At 35.4% G+C, this 15,961-nt stretch carries 15 protein-coding genes; 3 read left to right on the top strand and 12 right to left on the bottom strand.

Annotated features, from left to right (window positions below):
- Nucleotides 1-12: 12 nt before the first annotated feature.
- The 6 genes from BW951_RS13365 to BW951_RS13340 all read right to left on the bottom strand — a co-directional run bounded on the left by BW951_RS13365 (nucleotide 13) and on the right by BW951_RS13340 (nucleotide 6,622).
- On the bottom strand, nucleotides 13-903 hold the full coding sequence (locus BW951_RS13365; RefSeq protein WP_076393624.1) for an aspartate carbamoyltransferase catalytic subunit: 891 nt from the start codon (nucleotides 901-903) through the stop codon (nucleotides 13-15).
- Nucleotides 904-1,087: 184 nt separating this feature from the next.
- Nucleotides 1,088-1,762 carry a DNA-3-methyladenine glycosylase family protein gene (locus BW951_RS13360; protein ID WP_228427544.1) on the bottom strand — a complete coding sequence of 225 codons (675 nt, stop codon included), beginning with the start codon at nucleotides 1,760-1,762 and terminating at the stop codon, nucleotides 1,088-1,090.
- A gap of 193 nt (nucleotides 1,763-1,955) precedes the next feature.
- Nucleotides 1,956-3,518, bottom strand: a complete 1,563-nt coding sequence (locus BW951_RS13355; RefSeq protein WP_076393622.1) for an ABC transporter permease/substrate-binding protein — start codon at nucleotides 3,516-3,518, stop codon at nucleotides 1,956-1,958.
- Nucleotides 3,518-4,423: an ABC transporter ATP-binding protein gene (locus tag BW951_RS13350; RefSeq protein ID WP_076393620.1), complete on the bottom strand. Its 906-nt coding sequence runs from the start codon at nucleotides 4,421-4,423 to the stop codon at nucleotides 3,518-3,520. Before BW951_RS13350 ends, BW951_RS13355 begins: the two co-directional genes overlap by 1 nt.
- Nucleotides 4,424-4,432: 9 nt before the next feature.
- Complete coding sequence (gene egtB / locus BW951_RS13345) at nucleotides 4,433-5,614, bottom strand: ergothioneine biosynthesis protein EgtB (protein ID WP_076393618.1); 1,182 nt, start codon at nucleotides 5,612-5,614, stop codon at nucleotides 4,433-4,435.
- 21 nt (nucleotides 5,615-5,635) lie between these two features.
- Nucleotides 5,636-6,622: an L-histidine N(alpha)-methyltransferase gene (locus BW951_RS13340; RefSeq protein ID WP_076393616.1), complete on the bottom strand. Its 987-nt coding sequence runs from the start codon at nucleotides 6,620-6,622 to the stop codon at nucleotides 5,636-5,638.
- A 164-nt stretch (nucleotides 6,623-6,786) separates the two neighbouring features.
- On the opposite strand from BW951_RS13340, the gene BW951_RS13335 reads away from it, so the two are divergent.
- The 3 genes from BW951_RS13335 (at nucleotide 6,787) to BW951_RS13330 (ending at nucleotide 8,064) form a co-directional block, all read left to right on the top strand.
- The gene (locus BW951_RS13335) at nucleotides 6,787-7,248 is read left to right on the top strand and encodes an Lrp/AsnC family transcriptional regulator (protein WP_076393695.1); all 462 of its coding nucleotides are present in this window, start codon (nucleotides 6,787-6,789) and stop codon (nucleotides 7,246-7,248) included.
- Nucleotides 7,249-7,403: 155 nt separating this feature from the next.
- Complete coding sequence (locus BW951_RS22780) at nucleotides 7,404-7,580, top strand: hypothetical protein (RefSeq protein WP_175608819.1); 177 nt, start codon at nucleotides 7,404-7,406, stop codon at nucleotides 7,578-7,580.
- Entirely contained in the window at nucleotides 7,573-8,064 is a 492-nt protein-coding gene (locus BW951_RS13330; RefSeq protein WP_076393614.1) for a hypothetical protein, read from the top strand. The genes BW951_RS22780 and BW951_RS13330 overlap by 8 nt, the downstream gene beginning before the upstream one ends.
- 53 nt (nucleotides 8,065-8,117) lie before the next feature.
- Here BW951_RS13330 and argH read toward each other — a convergent pair whose 3' ends face one another.
- The 6 genes from argH to argC form a co-directional block, all read right to left on the bottom strand.
- Nucleotides 8,118-9,422 carry an argininosuccinate lyase gene (gene argH / locus BW951_RS13325; RefSeq protein WP_076393612.1) on the bottom strand — a complete coding sequence of 435 codons (1,305 nt, stop codon included), beginning with the start codon at nucleotides 9,420-9,422 and terminating at the stop codon, nucleotides 8,118-8,120.
- A 431-nt stretch (nucleotides 9,423-9,853) separates the two neighbouring features.
- Nucleotides 9,854-10,936, bottom strand: coding sequence for a M20 family metallo-hydrolase (locus BW951_RS13315; RefSeq protein ID WP_076393608.1), 1,083 nt, complete (start codon nucleotides 10,934-10,936; stop codon nucleotides 9,854-9,856).
- The gene (gene argB, locus BW951_RS13310) at nucleotides 10,911-11,705 is read right to left on the bottom strand and encodes an acetylglutamate kinase (RefSeq protein WP_076393693.1); all 795 of its coding nucleotides are present in this window, start codon (nucleotides 11,703-11,705) and stop codon (nucleotides 10,911-10,913) included. The genes BW951_RS13315 and argB overlap by 26 nt, the downstream gene beginning before the upstream one ends.
- An 82-nt stretch (nucleotides 11,706-11,787) precedes the next feature.
- Nucleotides 11,788-12,759, bottom strand: a complete 972-nt coding sequence (locus BW951_RS13305; protein ID WP_076393691.1) for a Rossmann-fold NAD(P)-binding domain-containing protein — start codon at nucleotides 12,757-12,759, stop codon at nucleotides 11,788-11,790.
- A gap of 391 nt (nucleotides 12,760-13,150) precedes the next feature.
- Nucleotides 13,151-14,290 (bottom strand): aspartate aminotransferase family protein, encoded by a 1,140-nt coding sequence (locus tag BW951_RS13300; RefSeq protein ID WP_076393606.1) that lies wholly within the window; start codon nucleotides 14,288-14,290, stop codon nucleotides 13,151-13,153.
- Between the two features lie 572 nt (nucleotides 14,291-14,862).
- Nucleotides 14,863-15,828: an N-acetyl-gamma-glutamyl-phosphate reductase gene (gene argC / locus BW951_RS13295; RefSeq protein WP_084196439.1), complete on the bottom strand. Its 966-nt coding sequence runs from the start codon at nucleotides 15,826-15,828 to the stop codon at nucleotides 14,863-14,865.
- Between the last annotated feature and the right edge of the window lie 133 nt (nucleotides 15,829-15,961).

Raw genomic sequence — 15,961 nt, 5'->3', positions numbered from 1 at the left:
TTACCTTGGTTCTTATTTAAAAGTATATCCTTGTTTTTCCAAGGCTTCTTTTAAGATTGCCATTCTTGCGAAAACACCGTTCTGCATTTGTTTGAAAACTCTTGAGCGTTCGCATTCTACCAAATCGTCATCAATTTCCACTCCTCTGTTGATGGGTGCAGGATGCATGATGATGGCTTCTTTTTTCATGGCTTTTTCTCTTACTTTGGTTAAGCCATATTTTTTGTGATATTCTGAAGCGGAGAAACTCATTTTGGCATCATGTCTTTCGTGCTGGATTCTTAATAACATCAGAACATCTACGTCATGGATCATTTCATCAATATTCAGATAGGTTCCGTTGATTAAGGCTCCTTCATCAAACCACTGTTCCGGTCCTGAGAAATATACTTTTGCGCCTAACCTTCTTAATGCTTCTGCATTGGAGTTGGCAACTCTGCTGTGTTTTACGTCTCCAACGATTCCTACTTTTAATCCTTCAAATTTTCCGAATTCCTGATAGATCGTCATTAAATCCAGCATACATTGTGAAGGATGGTTTCCTGTTCCGTCACCTCCGTTGATCACCGGAATTTTTATATTTTTCAGTTCATCGAAATACCGGTCTTTCTTATCTCTGATTACGACAAGATTTACGCCCAGACTTTCGATGGTTTTTACCGTATCATAAAGACTCTCTCCTTTGTTTACCGAACTGTGAGATGCATCGAAAGGAACGACCTGCAATCCTAATTTTCTTTCAGCAATATCAAAACTTGTTTTCGTTCTTGTACTGTCTTCGAAGAAAAGATTGGAACAGAAAACTTCTCCTTCAATTTTGGCAGTTTTCCCGTTCGCAAAAGCCAATGCTTCTGTTACTATACTGTTGATTCTCTCGTTGCTTAGTTCTGTGATCGTAAACATATTGTCTTTAAATTTTTTACAAAAAAAAAGCGAAGAAAATATCTTCGCTTAAAATAAATAAATATCGTAAAGGGCGTCTACGCCCGGTAATTCTAATGATATAAATACTGTGTTATTCATTAGGTGCAAAGATATAACAATTCTGTAAACTGACAAAATGAAAATTGAATTTATAAAAAAACCATCATTTTTTACTGGCTGAATCTGATAAGTAATAGTGCCAAAGTATCATTGTAGCAACAGATCTGAGCGGTTTCCACTCTTCACTGATTGTTATGATTTCTTCTTTGGATATTTTCGGATGCAGCCGTTTAATTTTTTTCAAAGCATTAACGGCGGCAAGATCTCCGATAGGAAAAATATCGGTTCGTTGCAGAGCAAGCATAAGATAAATATCGATCGTCCAGTTTCCGATGCCTTTCAGCCTGATTAATGTTTCCCGAATTTTTTCATCAGACATTTCCTGAAATTTCTCAAGATTGATTTTTCTTTCCAGAATTGAATTTGCCATACCTTTGATATACGTATTTTTCTGTCGGCTTACATAGCATTCTCTCATTTCGGCATCCGTAAGACTAAGAATGTTTTCAGGAGTGATTTCTGTAATTTTTTCTTTCAGTTTATGTAATGCGGCTAAAGCTGAAGCGAGAGAAACCTGTTGTTCCAGAATGATATGAACGAGGGTTTCAAAAGTATTTTCTCGGTTCCACATCGGAGGATAACCATGATTTTCGATAATTGATCTGAAATCCTGATCACAATTCGCGAGAAAATCACACATCTCATGAAAATTTGAGGTATTGAAAGTCAGTATTTCATCAGTCATGTCTTTTGTGTTTTGTTTTACAATCTTTATCATTAAATTTGTTTACACTTTTTTACCATAAAAGATTTAAACACTTTAGTTTCTTAAGTTTAATACTTAATGGAAAAAAGAGCATATAAGTTTAAAAAAATCAAAGATTTTTTCTCTTTGCAGATTTTTGAAATACTTTAAATAAATCCAATAAAGTCTTTTGTATCTTTTGTAGTTAAAATTAGTACAGCAGAAATTATTTCCTGGTCTCCATGTTTTTTAAATCTGTTATGGATTTTATTTTGAGCTTATTTGCCTGTTTTCTTCGCATAACGAGCGCATACGCATTGTTAAATCCAATCGGCTTCAGCCAACGGATCTTGTATTTTTTGATGAATTCATTTTGTACAAACTGATAGGTAAGATCAGGGCTTTTGGTCACATTTTCAATCGTTTTATGATCCGGAGTCAGCAGAACCAGCAATCCGGTACCTGTATATTCCGGATAAAAATCGACAGCATCATTCATTAAGGCATCAAAACAGATTTTTGTTCCGCCTAATCCTGTTTTGGTTTCAACTTTATAGTTTGTGTTTCCTTCGATGAGCATTCGGTAGATTTCGGCAAGAATATATTGTTCTCCAAAAATTTTTGATCCGATTCGGACGGTTTGATTTCCTGCTTCTTGATGTGTTTTGTACAGATTATTCCTGATTAAAAATTCTTTTGCTACTTTTTCAGGAACCTGATGAAGATAATCTGTCTGATAGTTCAGTTCGGTCATCACGGAATCATTGATTTTTCCTGAAAGAATGTTGAGCGTCTTTTCGAGATCAGGATATTTTTGCAACGTTTTTTCTTTAACAATAGGAGCGGCGAAGTAAGGCGGAAATATTTTTTTATCATCATCAAGAACCAAAAGATCGTATGCTTTTATTCTTCCATCGGTAGAATATCCGCTGATAAGGTCTAGTTTGCCTTCATACAAAGCTTTGTACATGAGAGCGTCATTAACAACCGAAGGATTGACATCCAGCTGATAAATCTTTTTCAAGCCGATATCTCCATCTTTTCTTCCCATAAATTCAGGGGTAAAACCTGCTTTTAATCGGGTTGATGAGTTTTTATTCCAAAAATAAATTCCTCCTGCAACAATCAGCAGTAAAGGAATAATCCATATCATTTTTCTGATTGTACGGTATTCTGATTTCTGAACAAAAGCAATCATCTGATCTACAATAACCGCCAGTAAAGCGGCCGGAATTGCTCCTGCAAGAATCATATTTGAATTGTTCAGGGAGATTCCGCCAAAGATAAATTCTCCCAAACCTCCCGCTGCAACAAAAGAAGCCAATGTTGCGACTCCAACGTTGATTACTGCGGCAGTTCTTATTCCGGCAACAATAACGGGCATTGCTAAAGGTAATTCTACTTTCAGAAGTAATTGGCTTTTCGTCATTCCCAAAGATTTTGCCGCTTCAATGATATTTTCATTTACTCCCGAAATTCCTGTGTACGTATTTCGGATGATGGGTAATAAAGCATAAACTAACAGTGCGACAATGGCGGGTTGCGGCCCGATCCCGAAAACGGGAATCATAAAACCTAGCAAGGCAATGCTTGGAATCGTTTGTAAAATTCCGGCAACCGTTAAAACCGGAGTGGCTAATTTCTTTTTCCGGCTGATGAGAATTCCCAACGGCAAACCGACAACAATTGCCAACAACAGGGCTATAAAGGTTAATCCCAAATGCTGGATCACCTGAATATAGATCTTGTGTTGCTGCTCAACAAGAAACTGCCATAAACTTTGCTGCATCAGGTCAACTGTTTTTGTCGGTATTCATTAAAAGAAGCTGTAATTGTGTTGTAAAGTTCAGCATCTCCGGAATTTGTACTGAGATCCTGCAAAACATTCCAGATATTCTGATCTTCATCAAATCTTTTTTCTGAAACATTTTTAAACTGCAGATCTGAAATTTTAGTGATTTGATATTCTAATGTCAAACGGTTATTGGCAAAGAAATTTTTCACGAAATCATTCGCAGGACGGTAAATCATTTCTTTCGGAGTTCCGATCTGTATTATTTTTCCTTTATCCATAAGACATATTCTGTGTCCCAATTCGAAAGCTTCAGATACATCGTGGGTTACCAGAATGATGGTTTTATTTTTAAGCTCGTCCAACGTTTTAAACTCATTATGAATCTCGGATTTCGTCATATTATCCAATGCTCCGAAAGGTTCGTCCATCAGTAAGACCGGAGTATTGGCGATTAAAGCTCTGGCTATTCCGACACGTTGCTGTTGTCCGCCGCTTAATTCGTGGGGAAATCTGTTTAAAACATCACCGGATAAATGTAATTTCTGAATAAGCTCCTCCGTTCTGTCTTTAATCTGCTTTGAGTTCCATTTTTGAAGTTTCGGAACGACGGCGATATTTTCTGCAACCGTATAATGGGGAAAAAGCCCTGAATTCTGCATGACATAACCGATTCCCATTCTCAGTTGCTCAACGTTATGATCCTTGATATTTTTACCATCGATTAAAATTCTTCCCGAATCTGATTCAATAAGCCGGTTGATCATTTTTAAAGTTGTTGTTTTTCCGCAGCCGCTTGTTCCCAGCAATACCAGAATTTCCTTTTCGTGGGCAGCAAAGGAAATATCGTCCACTGCGGGACGATTTTTAAAACTTTTGGAAACAGATTCTACCGTAATCATCAATGGGAATTATTTAGCCAGTCGGATTCCTGTAAACTGCCATTGCAGTGATGTGGGAAAGAAATTTCTGTATGTTTTCCGGCTGTGTCCTTTTGGTGTTGCTAATGAAGCGCCTCTTAATACCATTTGATTAACCATAAATTTTCCGTTATACTCTCCTACTGCTCCTTCTTCTTTTGCAAAGCCGGGATACGGAAGATAAGCACTTCCTGTCCATTCCCAGCGTTTTCCCCAGTCAAATTTTCCGGAAGCGACTTCCCATTCCGCTTCGGTAGGTAAACGCATTCCTTTCCAAGAGGCAAAAGCCGATGCTTCAAAAAAGTTGATGTGACAAACGGCTTCGTCAGGAGTAATTTCTTTTAGACCGTTCAATGTGTACAGCATCCATTTACCCTCAATAAAATGCCAGTATAAGGGAGCCTTTGCATAATTTTCTTTCACCCATTCCCAACCTTCCGCATGCCAATGTCTGAAGTTTTCATATCCTCCGTCATTCATAAATTCCAGATATTCTGAATTGGTTACTAATCGGTTTGAGATTTGGAAATCATTGAGATATACTTTATGTCTGTTCAGTTCGTTATCAAAACAAAATCCCTTTCCTTCAAATCCTATTTCATAAATTCCTTCCTTAAAAGAAAGCATTTCAAAATTTTCAGGTTCTGATTTTTCTAACGGAAAATTTTCGTTGTAAGCTGGAAATAAAGGATTGTGTCCGAGAATATATTTGATATCGGTTAATAATAATTCCTGATGCTGCTGTTCGTGGTTTAGTCCTAATTCAAACAGTTTTTTAAGATCATCGGATAAGTCGTTGTTTAAAAGAAAAGTTTCCATCTGTTTATCCACATATTTCCGATACTGAAAAATATCTGCAACCGAAGGTCGGCTTAAATTTCCTCTGTCCGTCCGGATTACTCTTGCCCCAATGGTTTCGTAATAACTGTTGAAAACGAAATTATATTGGGGATTAAATACCTGATAATCATTAAGATTCGGGATCAAAATAAAAGTTTCGAAAAACCATGTGGTATGTCCTAAATGCCATTTTGGCGGACTTACATCTATAACAGGCTGAACTACAAAATCTTCTGTTTCAAGCGGTTCGCATATTTCCACAGACCGCGCTCTAATTCTGCGGTAATTCTCAAGCAACTGTTTTTCTTTGACTAGTATATTCTGTTCGATCATCGTTTTAGGTTTTCATTTAAATTAGACTTTCCAGATCGCATCTACAAACCAGCCTTTGGTGTCCGAAATTTGTTTTAACGGTTTAAAACCTGTTTTTCTTGCCATTATATCGACTTCTTTTTCCGAATATTTCTGAGAAATTTCCATATAAATAGCTTCATTTGCCTTAAAGTTTACCTCTTCTTCTTCAATATGTACCGACTGATTTTCCAGACTGATCAGGTAACTTCTGCAGGCTCCGGAAAGCGGATCGTAGGTTTGGTAATGTTTGAACTGATTTGTTTTAAAATCTGCATCCAGCTCTTCATTAATTCTGTCTAAAAGATTAAGGTTGAACGATGCCGTTATTCCCGCTTTATCGTTATAGGCAGCAAGAATGGTGTGTGGATTTTTCTTCAGATCAAAACCAATGAGAAGAATATCATCCGGATTGAGTCTCGCTTTCAATGCATTACAGAACTGATAGGCTTCTTCAATTTCCATATTTCCAATATTCCCTCCTAAAAAAAGAATGACTTTTCTGCGGGAAGAAATTTTGTTTGCTTTATCGAGCATTTCAAAGTATTCTCCATTGAGCCCCGTCATTTTAAGCCCCGGAATTTCAGATGTAAGATTTTCCTCCAAAACAGAAATAATATTTGCCGAAATATCAATCGGCATATAGGTAAAATCTGCGTTTTGCTTTACAAGATATTCAAGCAGATGAGAGGATTTTGTAGCATCTCCTGCTCCGAGTTCCACCAGATCAAAAGGTTCGTCGAATGCTCGTATCGCGTTTGCGAGTTCTCTCTTTTTTCCGGTAAAGATTTCAAGTTCGCAATCGGTGAGATAATATTCCGGCATATTCATGATCTGCTGAAAAAGATCGTCGCCTTTTTTATCGTAGAAATATTTGGATAATAAATGTTTAGGCTCCTCTTTCAGTCCGTCTAAAATTTCACTTTTAAATTTATGATGGGGATCGTAATCAGCCAATAAAGTTGTTGCCGTAGTCGTATTTCTGTTCATATTAATCTGGATTTCGTACGCAGATTACAGCAATTATTTTGCCATTGCCTAAAATACAAAGATTAATATTCGGGCTGTTTATGAAGGGATTTTTGAGTTCAAAACACAAAAAATTTAGTTTTAATTTTTATAAAATTGTATATTTACCATTCAAAATAGACTATATGGATTTAAAAGACAGGATGATTCTCAGTATTATTCAGGAAGATTCTACACTTTCGGTGAAAGAAATTTCAGAAAAAATTGGTCTTACTTTCACTCCGACGTACGAACGCATCAAGCAACTGGAGAAACAGGGAATTATTGAGAAATATGTGGGTCTTTTAAACCGTGAAAAACTGGGCTTAAATATTGTGGTTTACTGCAATGTGCGTCTTAAGGAACAGTCTAAAAAAGTTCTGGAAACATTCGAAAAGAACATTATGCAGCATGATGAAGTTCAGGAAATCATCAGTCTTTCCGGTGAATACGATTATATGCTGAAAATTATTGCAAAAGACATTAATTCTTATAATGATTTTACGGTGAATGTGATTTCAAACATACCTAATATCGGGCAATATCACAGTTCTATTGTGTTGCACGAGGTGAAGAAGTCTACGAAGTTTAAGATTGATCTGGGTTAAATAGATATGCGATGAAAATATAAAAAAGAATTATTATTTAACATAATTTATCAGTGATTTTAAATGCATTGTTGAAAATACCTCATTACGTTAAACCGTAATAGAGAACAAATAATTTAATTTAAATTAGTGAAAATTAAAAAAATAAGATTTTTATGAAATTTATTTTAGCAATAATAGGTTTTGTTCTCGGAAATATTTTTGGTATCGCAATTTTAGCATTTTACTCCACTTTAACTAATAGTCAAATGGGAAATCCATTCTTACTATCAAGTTGCTTAGGAATTATATGTGGAATTGTCGGATTTAATATAAAAAAAACAAATGAATAATGCGAAGAAGAAATCATCAAAAAGAATATCTATTTTCATAATTATTACTCTTATAATTTGTATATGGGCTAAATTAGAATTTTATTCAAAAGATTACTACTCTGCAAATAGTTTTACAGGTAGTAAATATGAATTACAAGCTGCAAGATTTATTGAATCAAGACATATAAAAGAAAGATTTGATAATGTGTACCCTTGGATAATACCATTTTTCTCTGATGATGTAGAGTACTTCTACGGACATTCATATCCTTCAAAAGCATATATAAAGTTATATTATATGTATCAAAACTGTTTCTATAAGCCGTATATAAATGTTAATGAATGGAGACTAACGCATTATTTTCCTGAAATTGACCAAGTTCGATATAGATTAATTGGAACTCAAACAATTAATGGTATCGAATATAAATTTGATGAAATAGTAACTTTTAACCATTATGGAAAAATCGTTCACATAGATGACTTAACAAATCAAGATTAAATTTTAATTATATACTGTTCTTTATTTAAACTGAAATAATCGCCTAAAAATAATTATCCCAACAATTTATTTTTCAATTTATTAAACTGATATTCTATTTTATCCAAACACAAATTCCCGATACTTCCCTGATGCGTATGGTTTAAATTTCCAATTTCAAAATCGAACGCGTTATTTTCAATCTCCTGCCCTACTTTTACATAAGCATCCCGAAATGAGCTTCCGTTTTTTACTTCTTCATTAATTTTCTCTACACTGAAAAGGTATTTGTATTTTCCATCCTCCAAAATTCCGTCTTTAACATGAATATTGGGTAATGTATAATTTAAAATTTCCAGACATTCTTTTAGGGAATCAATCGCAGGAAAAAGGATTTCTTTCGTAAGCTGCATATCTCTGTGATAGCCTGAAGGAAGGTTATTCGTCAGTAAAATAAATTCATTCGGTAACGACTGTATTCTGTTGCAACGCGCACGAACCAACTCGAAAATATCAGGATTTTTTTTGTGTGGCATTATGCTGCTTCCTGTGGTAAATTCCTTCGGAAAGCTTATAAAATCGAAATTCTGACTTAAATACAGACAAACATCGTAAGAGAATTTCCCTAATGTTCCGGCTAAAGTCGCCATTGCCATCGACAGCATTTTTTCAGACTTTCCACGCGTCATCTGAGCGTAAACCGAATTGTAATTCATCGATTGAAAGCCTAAATTATATGTCGTACTTTCACGGTCAATCGGGAACGATGAACCGTAACCTGCCGCCGAACCCAATGGATTTTTATTGATGATATTTTTAACTGAAAACAGCATTTCAATATCATCCAACAATGCTTCTGCATAGGCTCCAAACCACAATCCGAACGATGAAGGCATCGCAATCTGCAAATGCGTATATCCCGGAAGCAACACATTTTTATGCTGTTCCGCCAGTTTGATTAATATCTGAAAGAATTCGTCTGTTAATGCTGTAATATCACGGATTTCTTCTAATAAATACAATTTGATATCCAGTAAAACCTGATCGTTTCTGGAACGCGCCGTGTGAATTTTCTTTCCGGTATCGCCCAATTTTTCAATTAAAATTGATTCAATCTGAGAATGAATATCTTCCGCATTTTTATCGATTCCAAAGATTCCGTTTTCAATATCGTCAAAAATTTCTGATAAAACAAATAACATTTGCTCTGATTCTTCAAAAGAAATAATTCCTACTTCTGCCAACATTTTGCAGTGCGCCATTGAACCTTTGACATCGTATTTTGCCAAACGTTCGTCAAAATCAAGATCTTTCCCGACTGTGAATGTATTGACTAATATATTGGTGGCGTTATCGTCTTTTTGCCATATTTTTTTCATAAAATTTCTTTTTTGATGGAAGATGAAAGTTGGGTGACGGATGTTTACAACCAACTGTTTTATCTTCCTTTATTAATTTGATTTTATCATTCCGACGAAGGAGGAATCTATCTAAATTTAAAGATTCTTCAATCCACTTCGTTTCTTTCAGAATGACATAACTGAATATATTTCTTTTATGTTTTCTTTTGTCTTGAAACAAAAGAAACAAAAATTCAAGACTGGAAACTTTCGCTAAAAAATATTTTTATTCTCTAAAAATCCCAAAACTCGTGCGAATTGAATATTCGTTCTTCGATTTGATATTTCCATCGCACTCAAACAGTGGGATTTTCTTAACGTTCATAAAATTATTTTTCTTAACGCTCTATTTTCCTAGGTCGATATTTTTATGCTTCATAAACTCCCATCATTCCTCTTCCAGCTTCCAGCTACAAAACTTTCTCCAAAATCTCAATATAAATCTCAATTCCCTCTTCTATTTCCTTTATATAAATGTATTCATCCGCGGTGTGAGAACGGGTACTGTCACCGGGACCGAGCTTTACGGAAGTACAGGGAATGATTGCCTGATCCGATGATGTTGGGGAACCGTATGTTGTCCTCCCAATTTCCAAACCTGCTTTTACAAAAGGATGATCCATTTCAATTTTTGAAGAATTTAACCTGAAAGATCTTGCCGTTAATGTAGATTTCATCTGAGACTGTATGATTTCAAATGCTTCTTTATTAGAATATTCATCCGTAACTCTTACATCTAAAGTGAAAGTACAGGATTCCGGAACGACATTATGCTGAACTCCTGCATGAATTCCTGACAAAGTAATTTTAACTTCGCCCAAATAATCCGAAACTTTTGGAAATTTGAAATTTAAAATATTCTGCAAATCTTCCATGCATTTCACAATCGAATTATCATTGTTCGGATGAGCGGCGTGAGAAGGAGTGCCTTTCATTTCACCATCAATTACCAAAAGTCCTTTTTCTGCAATCGCCAGATTCATCTGCGTGGGTTCTCCTACAATGGCGAGTTCAATATTGGGTAATTGGGGAAAAAGCGCTTCAATACCGTCAAAACCTGAAATCTCCTCCTCTGCCGTCAAAGCTATAATTAAGTTATATTGTAAATTTTCTTTTTCATAAAAGTGTAAAAAAACCTGTGCCATAGAAACCAATGAAGCTCCCGCATCATTACTTCCCAACCCGAATAATTTTCCGTCTTTTTCAATCGGAACAAAAGGATCCAAAGTATACGCTTTGTTCGGTTTTACGGTATCGTGATGCGTATTCAGCAAAATAGATGGCTTGAAAACATCAAAATTTTTATTTACAGCCCAAATATTATTTTTAAAACGTTTTGTCGGAATCTGATGTTTTTTGAAAAAATTTTCAATTTCCACCGACGTGTTAAATTCATCCTTGCTGAATGACGGAATTTCAATTAGTTTTTTTAATAATTCAACAGCGTTATCCCGTAATTCTTCTTTGCTATAAACAGATTTCAGTTCCTGCATGATGGTTTTCTATATGGTTTTTCAGTTCGGTTTCTTTAATTAAGAATACCTTATTGACATTATTTTTTACTGCTCCAAGAGCGTTTTCTAACTTTGGAAGAATTCCTTTGTGAAGTTTTCCATCTTCTTTTAAGATTGAAAATTCTTCTTCGGATATATTTTTAATAACAGATTCAGGATTGTTCACATCTTCCAAAACGCCTTCTTTATCAAAACAGTATAACAATTCCACATCATATTTTACGGATAAAGCCTGTGCAATTACCGAAGCGATTGTATCTGCATTGGTATTGAAAAGATGTCCCTTTTTATCGTGGGTAATCGCCGAAAATACCGGAACCAGTTCCAGTTTCAGCAATTTTGAAATTAATTTTCTGTTCACGCTTTTCTCTGTGATATCTCCCACAAATCCGAAATCTATATCGGCGTGTTCTCTTTTTTTGGCTTTAATTAAATTCGCATCCGCTCCCGAAAAACCAATGGCTTTACACTTTTTCTGCTGAAGTTTTGCGACAATGTTTTTATTGATTCCTCCTGCATAAACCATTGCGACAATGTCCAACGTATCTTTATCGGTTATTCTCCTTCCGTTTACAAGCTTTTGCTCAATTCCCAGTTTGTCGGCTAAAGTCGTTGCCAGTTTTCCTCCTCCATGCACCAGAATTTTCTTTTCCTGAATTTCTGCAAACTGCTCTAAAAACTGTTCTAACAATTCCTCGTCATCAATTAACGCTCCGCCAATTTTTATGATGTATAATTTTTCTTTCATTGTATATACTTTTTGGAAAGCCCTGTCAAGTTTTGCAAGGGGAAACCTAACAGGTTTTAAAAACCTGTTAGGTTTGATTGTATTATGCATTCAACTCATCCAAAATTTCTGAAAACACTGCCTGCGCAGAGAAAATCCGGTTTTTTGCCTGCTGGTAAATGATTGAATTTTCACCATCCATCACCTCATCGCTCAGTTCCACATTTCGGCGAACCGGAAGACAATGCATTACTTTTGCCTGATTGGTATTTTTCAGCTTTTCGTTCGTCAGCATCCAATTGTCTTTTACTTCAGGCATTTTAGCATAATCATCAAAAGACGACCAGTTTTTAACATAGATAAAATCGGCATCTTTCAATGCTTCTTCCTGATTATGAATAACCTTCACATTTTTTGTAAAGTTTTTATCTAAATCATACCCTTCCGGATTGGCGATAACAAAATCTACATCCATTTCCTGCATCCATTCTGCGAAAGAGTTTCCAACCGCATGAGCAATCGGCTTGATGTGAGGCGCCCAGGTTAAAACCACTTTCGGTTTACGGTTTACACTGAGCTTGTCGAAGTGCCAGTTTTCGGTAATGGTGATGCAATCTGCCAGACTTTGCAAAGGATGACGTGTCGCAGATTCCAGAGAAATAACCGGAACTTTTGCATGTTGCTCAAACTGACTTAAAATGCTTTCGTTTACATCATCTTCTTTACTTTTCATTCCTGCAAAACAACGAACGGCGATAATATCGCAATATTGATTCAATACTTCGATTGCATCTTTGATATGTTCTACCGTATCTCCGTTCATTACTGCACCGTCTGCGAATTCCAGATTCCATGCTTCCTGTGCTGCGTTTAAGGTTAAAACATTTAAACCTAAATTCTGAGCCGCAATCTGACTGCTTAAACGGGTTCTTAAACTTGAATTTAAAAAGACAAGTCCTATTGTTTTTCCTTTTCCTTTTTCGGGTTCTGAAAGAGGATTTTCTTTAATTTGTAATGCTTTTTTTATGATTTGCTGTAAGTTTTCAACATCGCTTACAGAGGTGAATTTTTTCATTTTGAATTGTTTTTTTACCACAAAAGTTTTTAACACATAAGTCACATTAGATTTAAGTTCAAAAACTTTGAAATATTAGAGCACATAAGTTGAAAATCTTTGATTTTCCCATGCTCTTTAAATCTTTAGACTTGTAGTTAGTTAATTTTAAAAATTTTATCTCCTTATCATTGGAGCTTTAACACTATGAATCGTTACGTTTTTTTTTATTAAAATTGAAAACATTTTCGTTCGCAAGGGCGTTCTACTCAGCTAATGATAATTGTGTTTGTCATTCTGACGAAGGAAGAATCTAATAACATTATAAAAGAGATTCTTCACTACACTTCTGAACTTCGTTCGTAAACCTTCAGTTTATGTTCTGAATGACAGACCACATAATTTTCACAGGTTAAATATTCTCCAATACTTCTTTCAAAGCATTTATGAATAGATCCGTTTCTTCTTTTTTAATATTAAGCGCCGGAAGAATCCTTAAGACCGCTTTATCATTAGAGTTTCCTGTGAAAATATGATGATTGTACAAGATGCTGTTCCTCACTTCCGAGCAATCTCTGTCGAGTTCAATCCCAATCATCAAGCCTTTCCTTCGGATGTTTTTGATATGTGGAAAATCCTTAATTTCATTTTCAATATATTCGCCCATTTTCTGAGCATTTTCGATGAGATTTTCATCTTTCATGACGTCTAAAACTGCAATTGCCGCTACACAAGCCAAATGATTTCCCCCGAAAGTCGTTCCCAATAAACCATAACTTGCCTGAAATTTTGGATGAATTAAAACACCACCAATCGGGAAACCATTTCCCATTCCTTTTGCAGTGGTGATGATATCTGCTTCAATCCCAAATTCCTGATGCGCAAAGAAATAGCCGCTTCTTCCGTATCCCGACTGAACTTCATCCAAAATCAAAACAGCATCATATTTTTCGCACAATTCTTTGATTTTAGTTAAAAATTCAACTGTTGGAATCATAATTCCGCCCACTCCCTGAATTCCTTCAATGATGACGGATGAAATTTCATTTCCCTGTTTTTCAAAAACTTCTTCAAGCTGTTCGATATTGTTCCATTCAGATTTAATGAATCTTTCATCATAATTTACCGGAGCTACAATTTTAGGATTGTCCGTCACAGAAACTGCTGCAGAAGTTCTTCCATGAAATGAACCTGAAAAATACAGCACTTTGTTTTTTCCGTTATGAAATGAAGCCAGTTTTAAGGCATTTTCATTGGCTTCTGCTCCTGAATTGCACAAGAATAAATTGTACTCTTCCAAGCCTGAAAGTTTTCCCAATTTTTCAGCCAGTTCAGTCTGCAACTCGTTCTGAACCGAATTTGAATAGAAAGATATTTTATCTAATTGATTTTTTAACTGTGTCTGATAATGGGGATGGTTGTGACCGATAGAAATCACCGCATGACCTCCGTAAAAATCAAGATATTTTTCTCCTTTATCATCCCAGAGAAATGATCCCTGTGCTTTTACCGGATTGATTTTGAATAATGGATATACGTTGAATAAATTCATGTCTATTTATAAATGATAATTGATGTTTGATGAATGATTCATCTTTTTTATACTTTTCTTTTGCCTTGAAATCGAAGATTCGACGTAGTCAAACAAAAGAAACAAAAATTCAAGACTGGAGACTTCCGCTAAAAAACATTTTTGTTCTCTAAAAATTCTAAAACTTACGCGAAATCAGCATTTGTTCTTCAGTTCTACATTTGTTTCGCGCTTCAAACAGTAGAATTTTCTTATCGTTCACAAAACTATTTTTCTTAACACTACATTCTCCTAAGTCGATTTTAAGGTCAATCCTAAATTTTTTCCTTTTTTTTAATTAATTTCTTTTGTCTTGAAACAAAAGAAACAAAAATTCAAGACTTGGAAACTTCCGCTAAAAATTTAAATTAAATCCTAAAATTCCCAAAACTCGCACGAATTGAAGATTTGTTCTTTGACTGAAAATTTGCCTCGTGCTCAAACAGTGGGAATTTCTTAACAGATTAAATTTCAATTTTCTTAACGCTCCATTTTCCTAAGTCGGTTTTGATTGAGTTGTAAAAATTCACGATTGACCTATTGACTATTCACGTTTAAAACGCTGTCGGTTTTAAGTTCAATCCTGAATTTTCTTCCCAGCCCATGGCGATATTCATGTTTTGAACTGCCTGTCCGGAAGCGCCTTTCAACAAATTGTCAATCGCTGAGTGAATGACCGCAACATTCCCACATTTTTCAATCTGTATCACACAGCGATTGGTATTGACAACTTGCTTTAAATCAATTGCTTTTTCGCTTACCTGTACAAAAGGTTCATCTGCATAAAAATCTTCAAACAACTGATAGATCTCTGAAAGTTCTGCATTTGTTTTCACGATAGAACTTGTAAAAATTCCTCTGGCAAAATCTCCTCTCCATGGAACAAAATTCAGACTGATTTCATTGGTATTAAAAGAAACTAATTGGTGTAAAATCTCATCCACATGTTGGTGTGTTAAAGTTTTATACGCCGAAATATTATCGTTCCTCCAAGTAAAATGTGTAGTTGCCTGCAAAGACTGACCTGCACCTGTTGAACCTGTGATTCCTGTTGTATACACTTCATTCAACCAACCTTTTTGAGCTAAAGGAAGCAGAGCGAGTTGAATTGCTGTTGCAAAACATCCCGGATTGGCAATGCTTCTGGCTCCGAAAAGTTGTTTTTTATTGATTTCGGGTAATCCGTAGATAAAATTTCTGTTTCCGAAATTTCCATCGAGGCGAAAATCGTTCCCTAAATCAATCACCACTGTTTCATCTTTTACGGGATTCTGAATCAGCCAATTCTGACTTTCTTTGTGAGGAAGGCATAGAAACAGAATATCGACTTCTTCAGGCTGATCCGTTAAAACCATTTCACAAACCGTCGTTAAATCCGGGTACAAATCTGAAATTTTTGTTCCCGAATTTGAACGGCTATATAAAAAACTCAATGATACATTGGGATGAAAAACCAACAGACGAACCAGTTCGCTTCCTGTGTAACCGTTGGCTCCGATGATTCCTATTTTCTTTTTCATTTTATTATTTTCCATAGGTTTTCACCTACGGTTATTGTTATTGAACCCTATCGGGTTCTTTGTTTCTTTTGATCTTTTAATCCATAGGTTTTACCTACGGCTATTCGTATTGAACCCTTCGGGTTCATTGGTC

The organism is Chryseobacterium gambrini, from assembly GCF_900156825.1.
Taxonomy (GTDB): Bacteria; Bacteroidota; Bacteroidia; order Flavobacteriales; family Weeksellaceae; genus Chryseobacterium; species Chryseobacterium gambrini.
The sequence above is the reverse complement of the archived record's forward strand: the minus strand, read 5'-3'. Positions and strand labels throughout refer to the sequence as shown.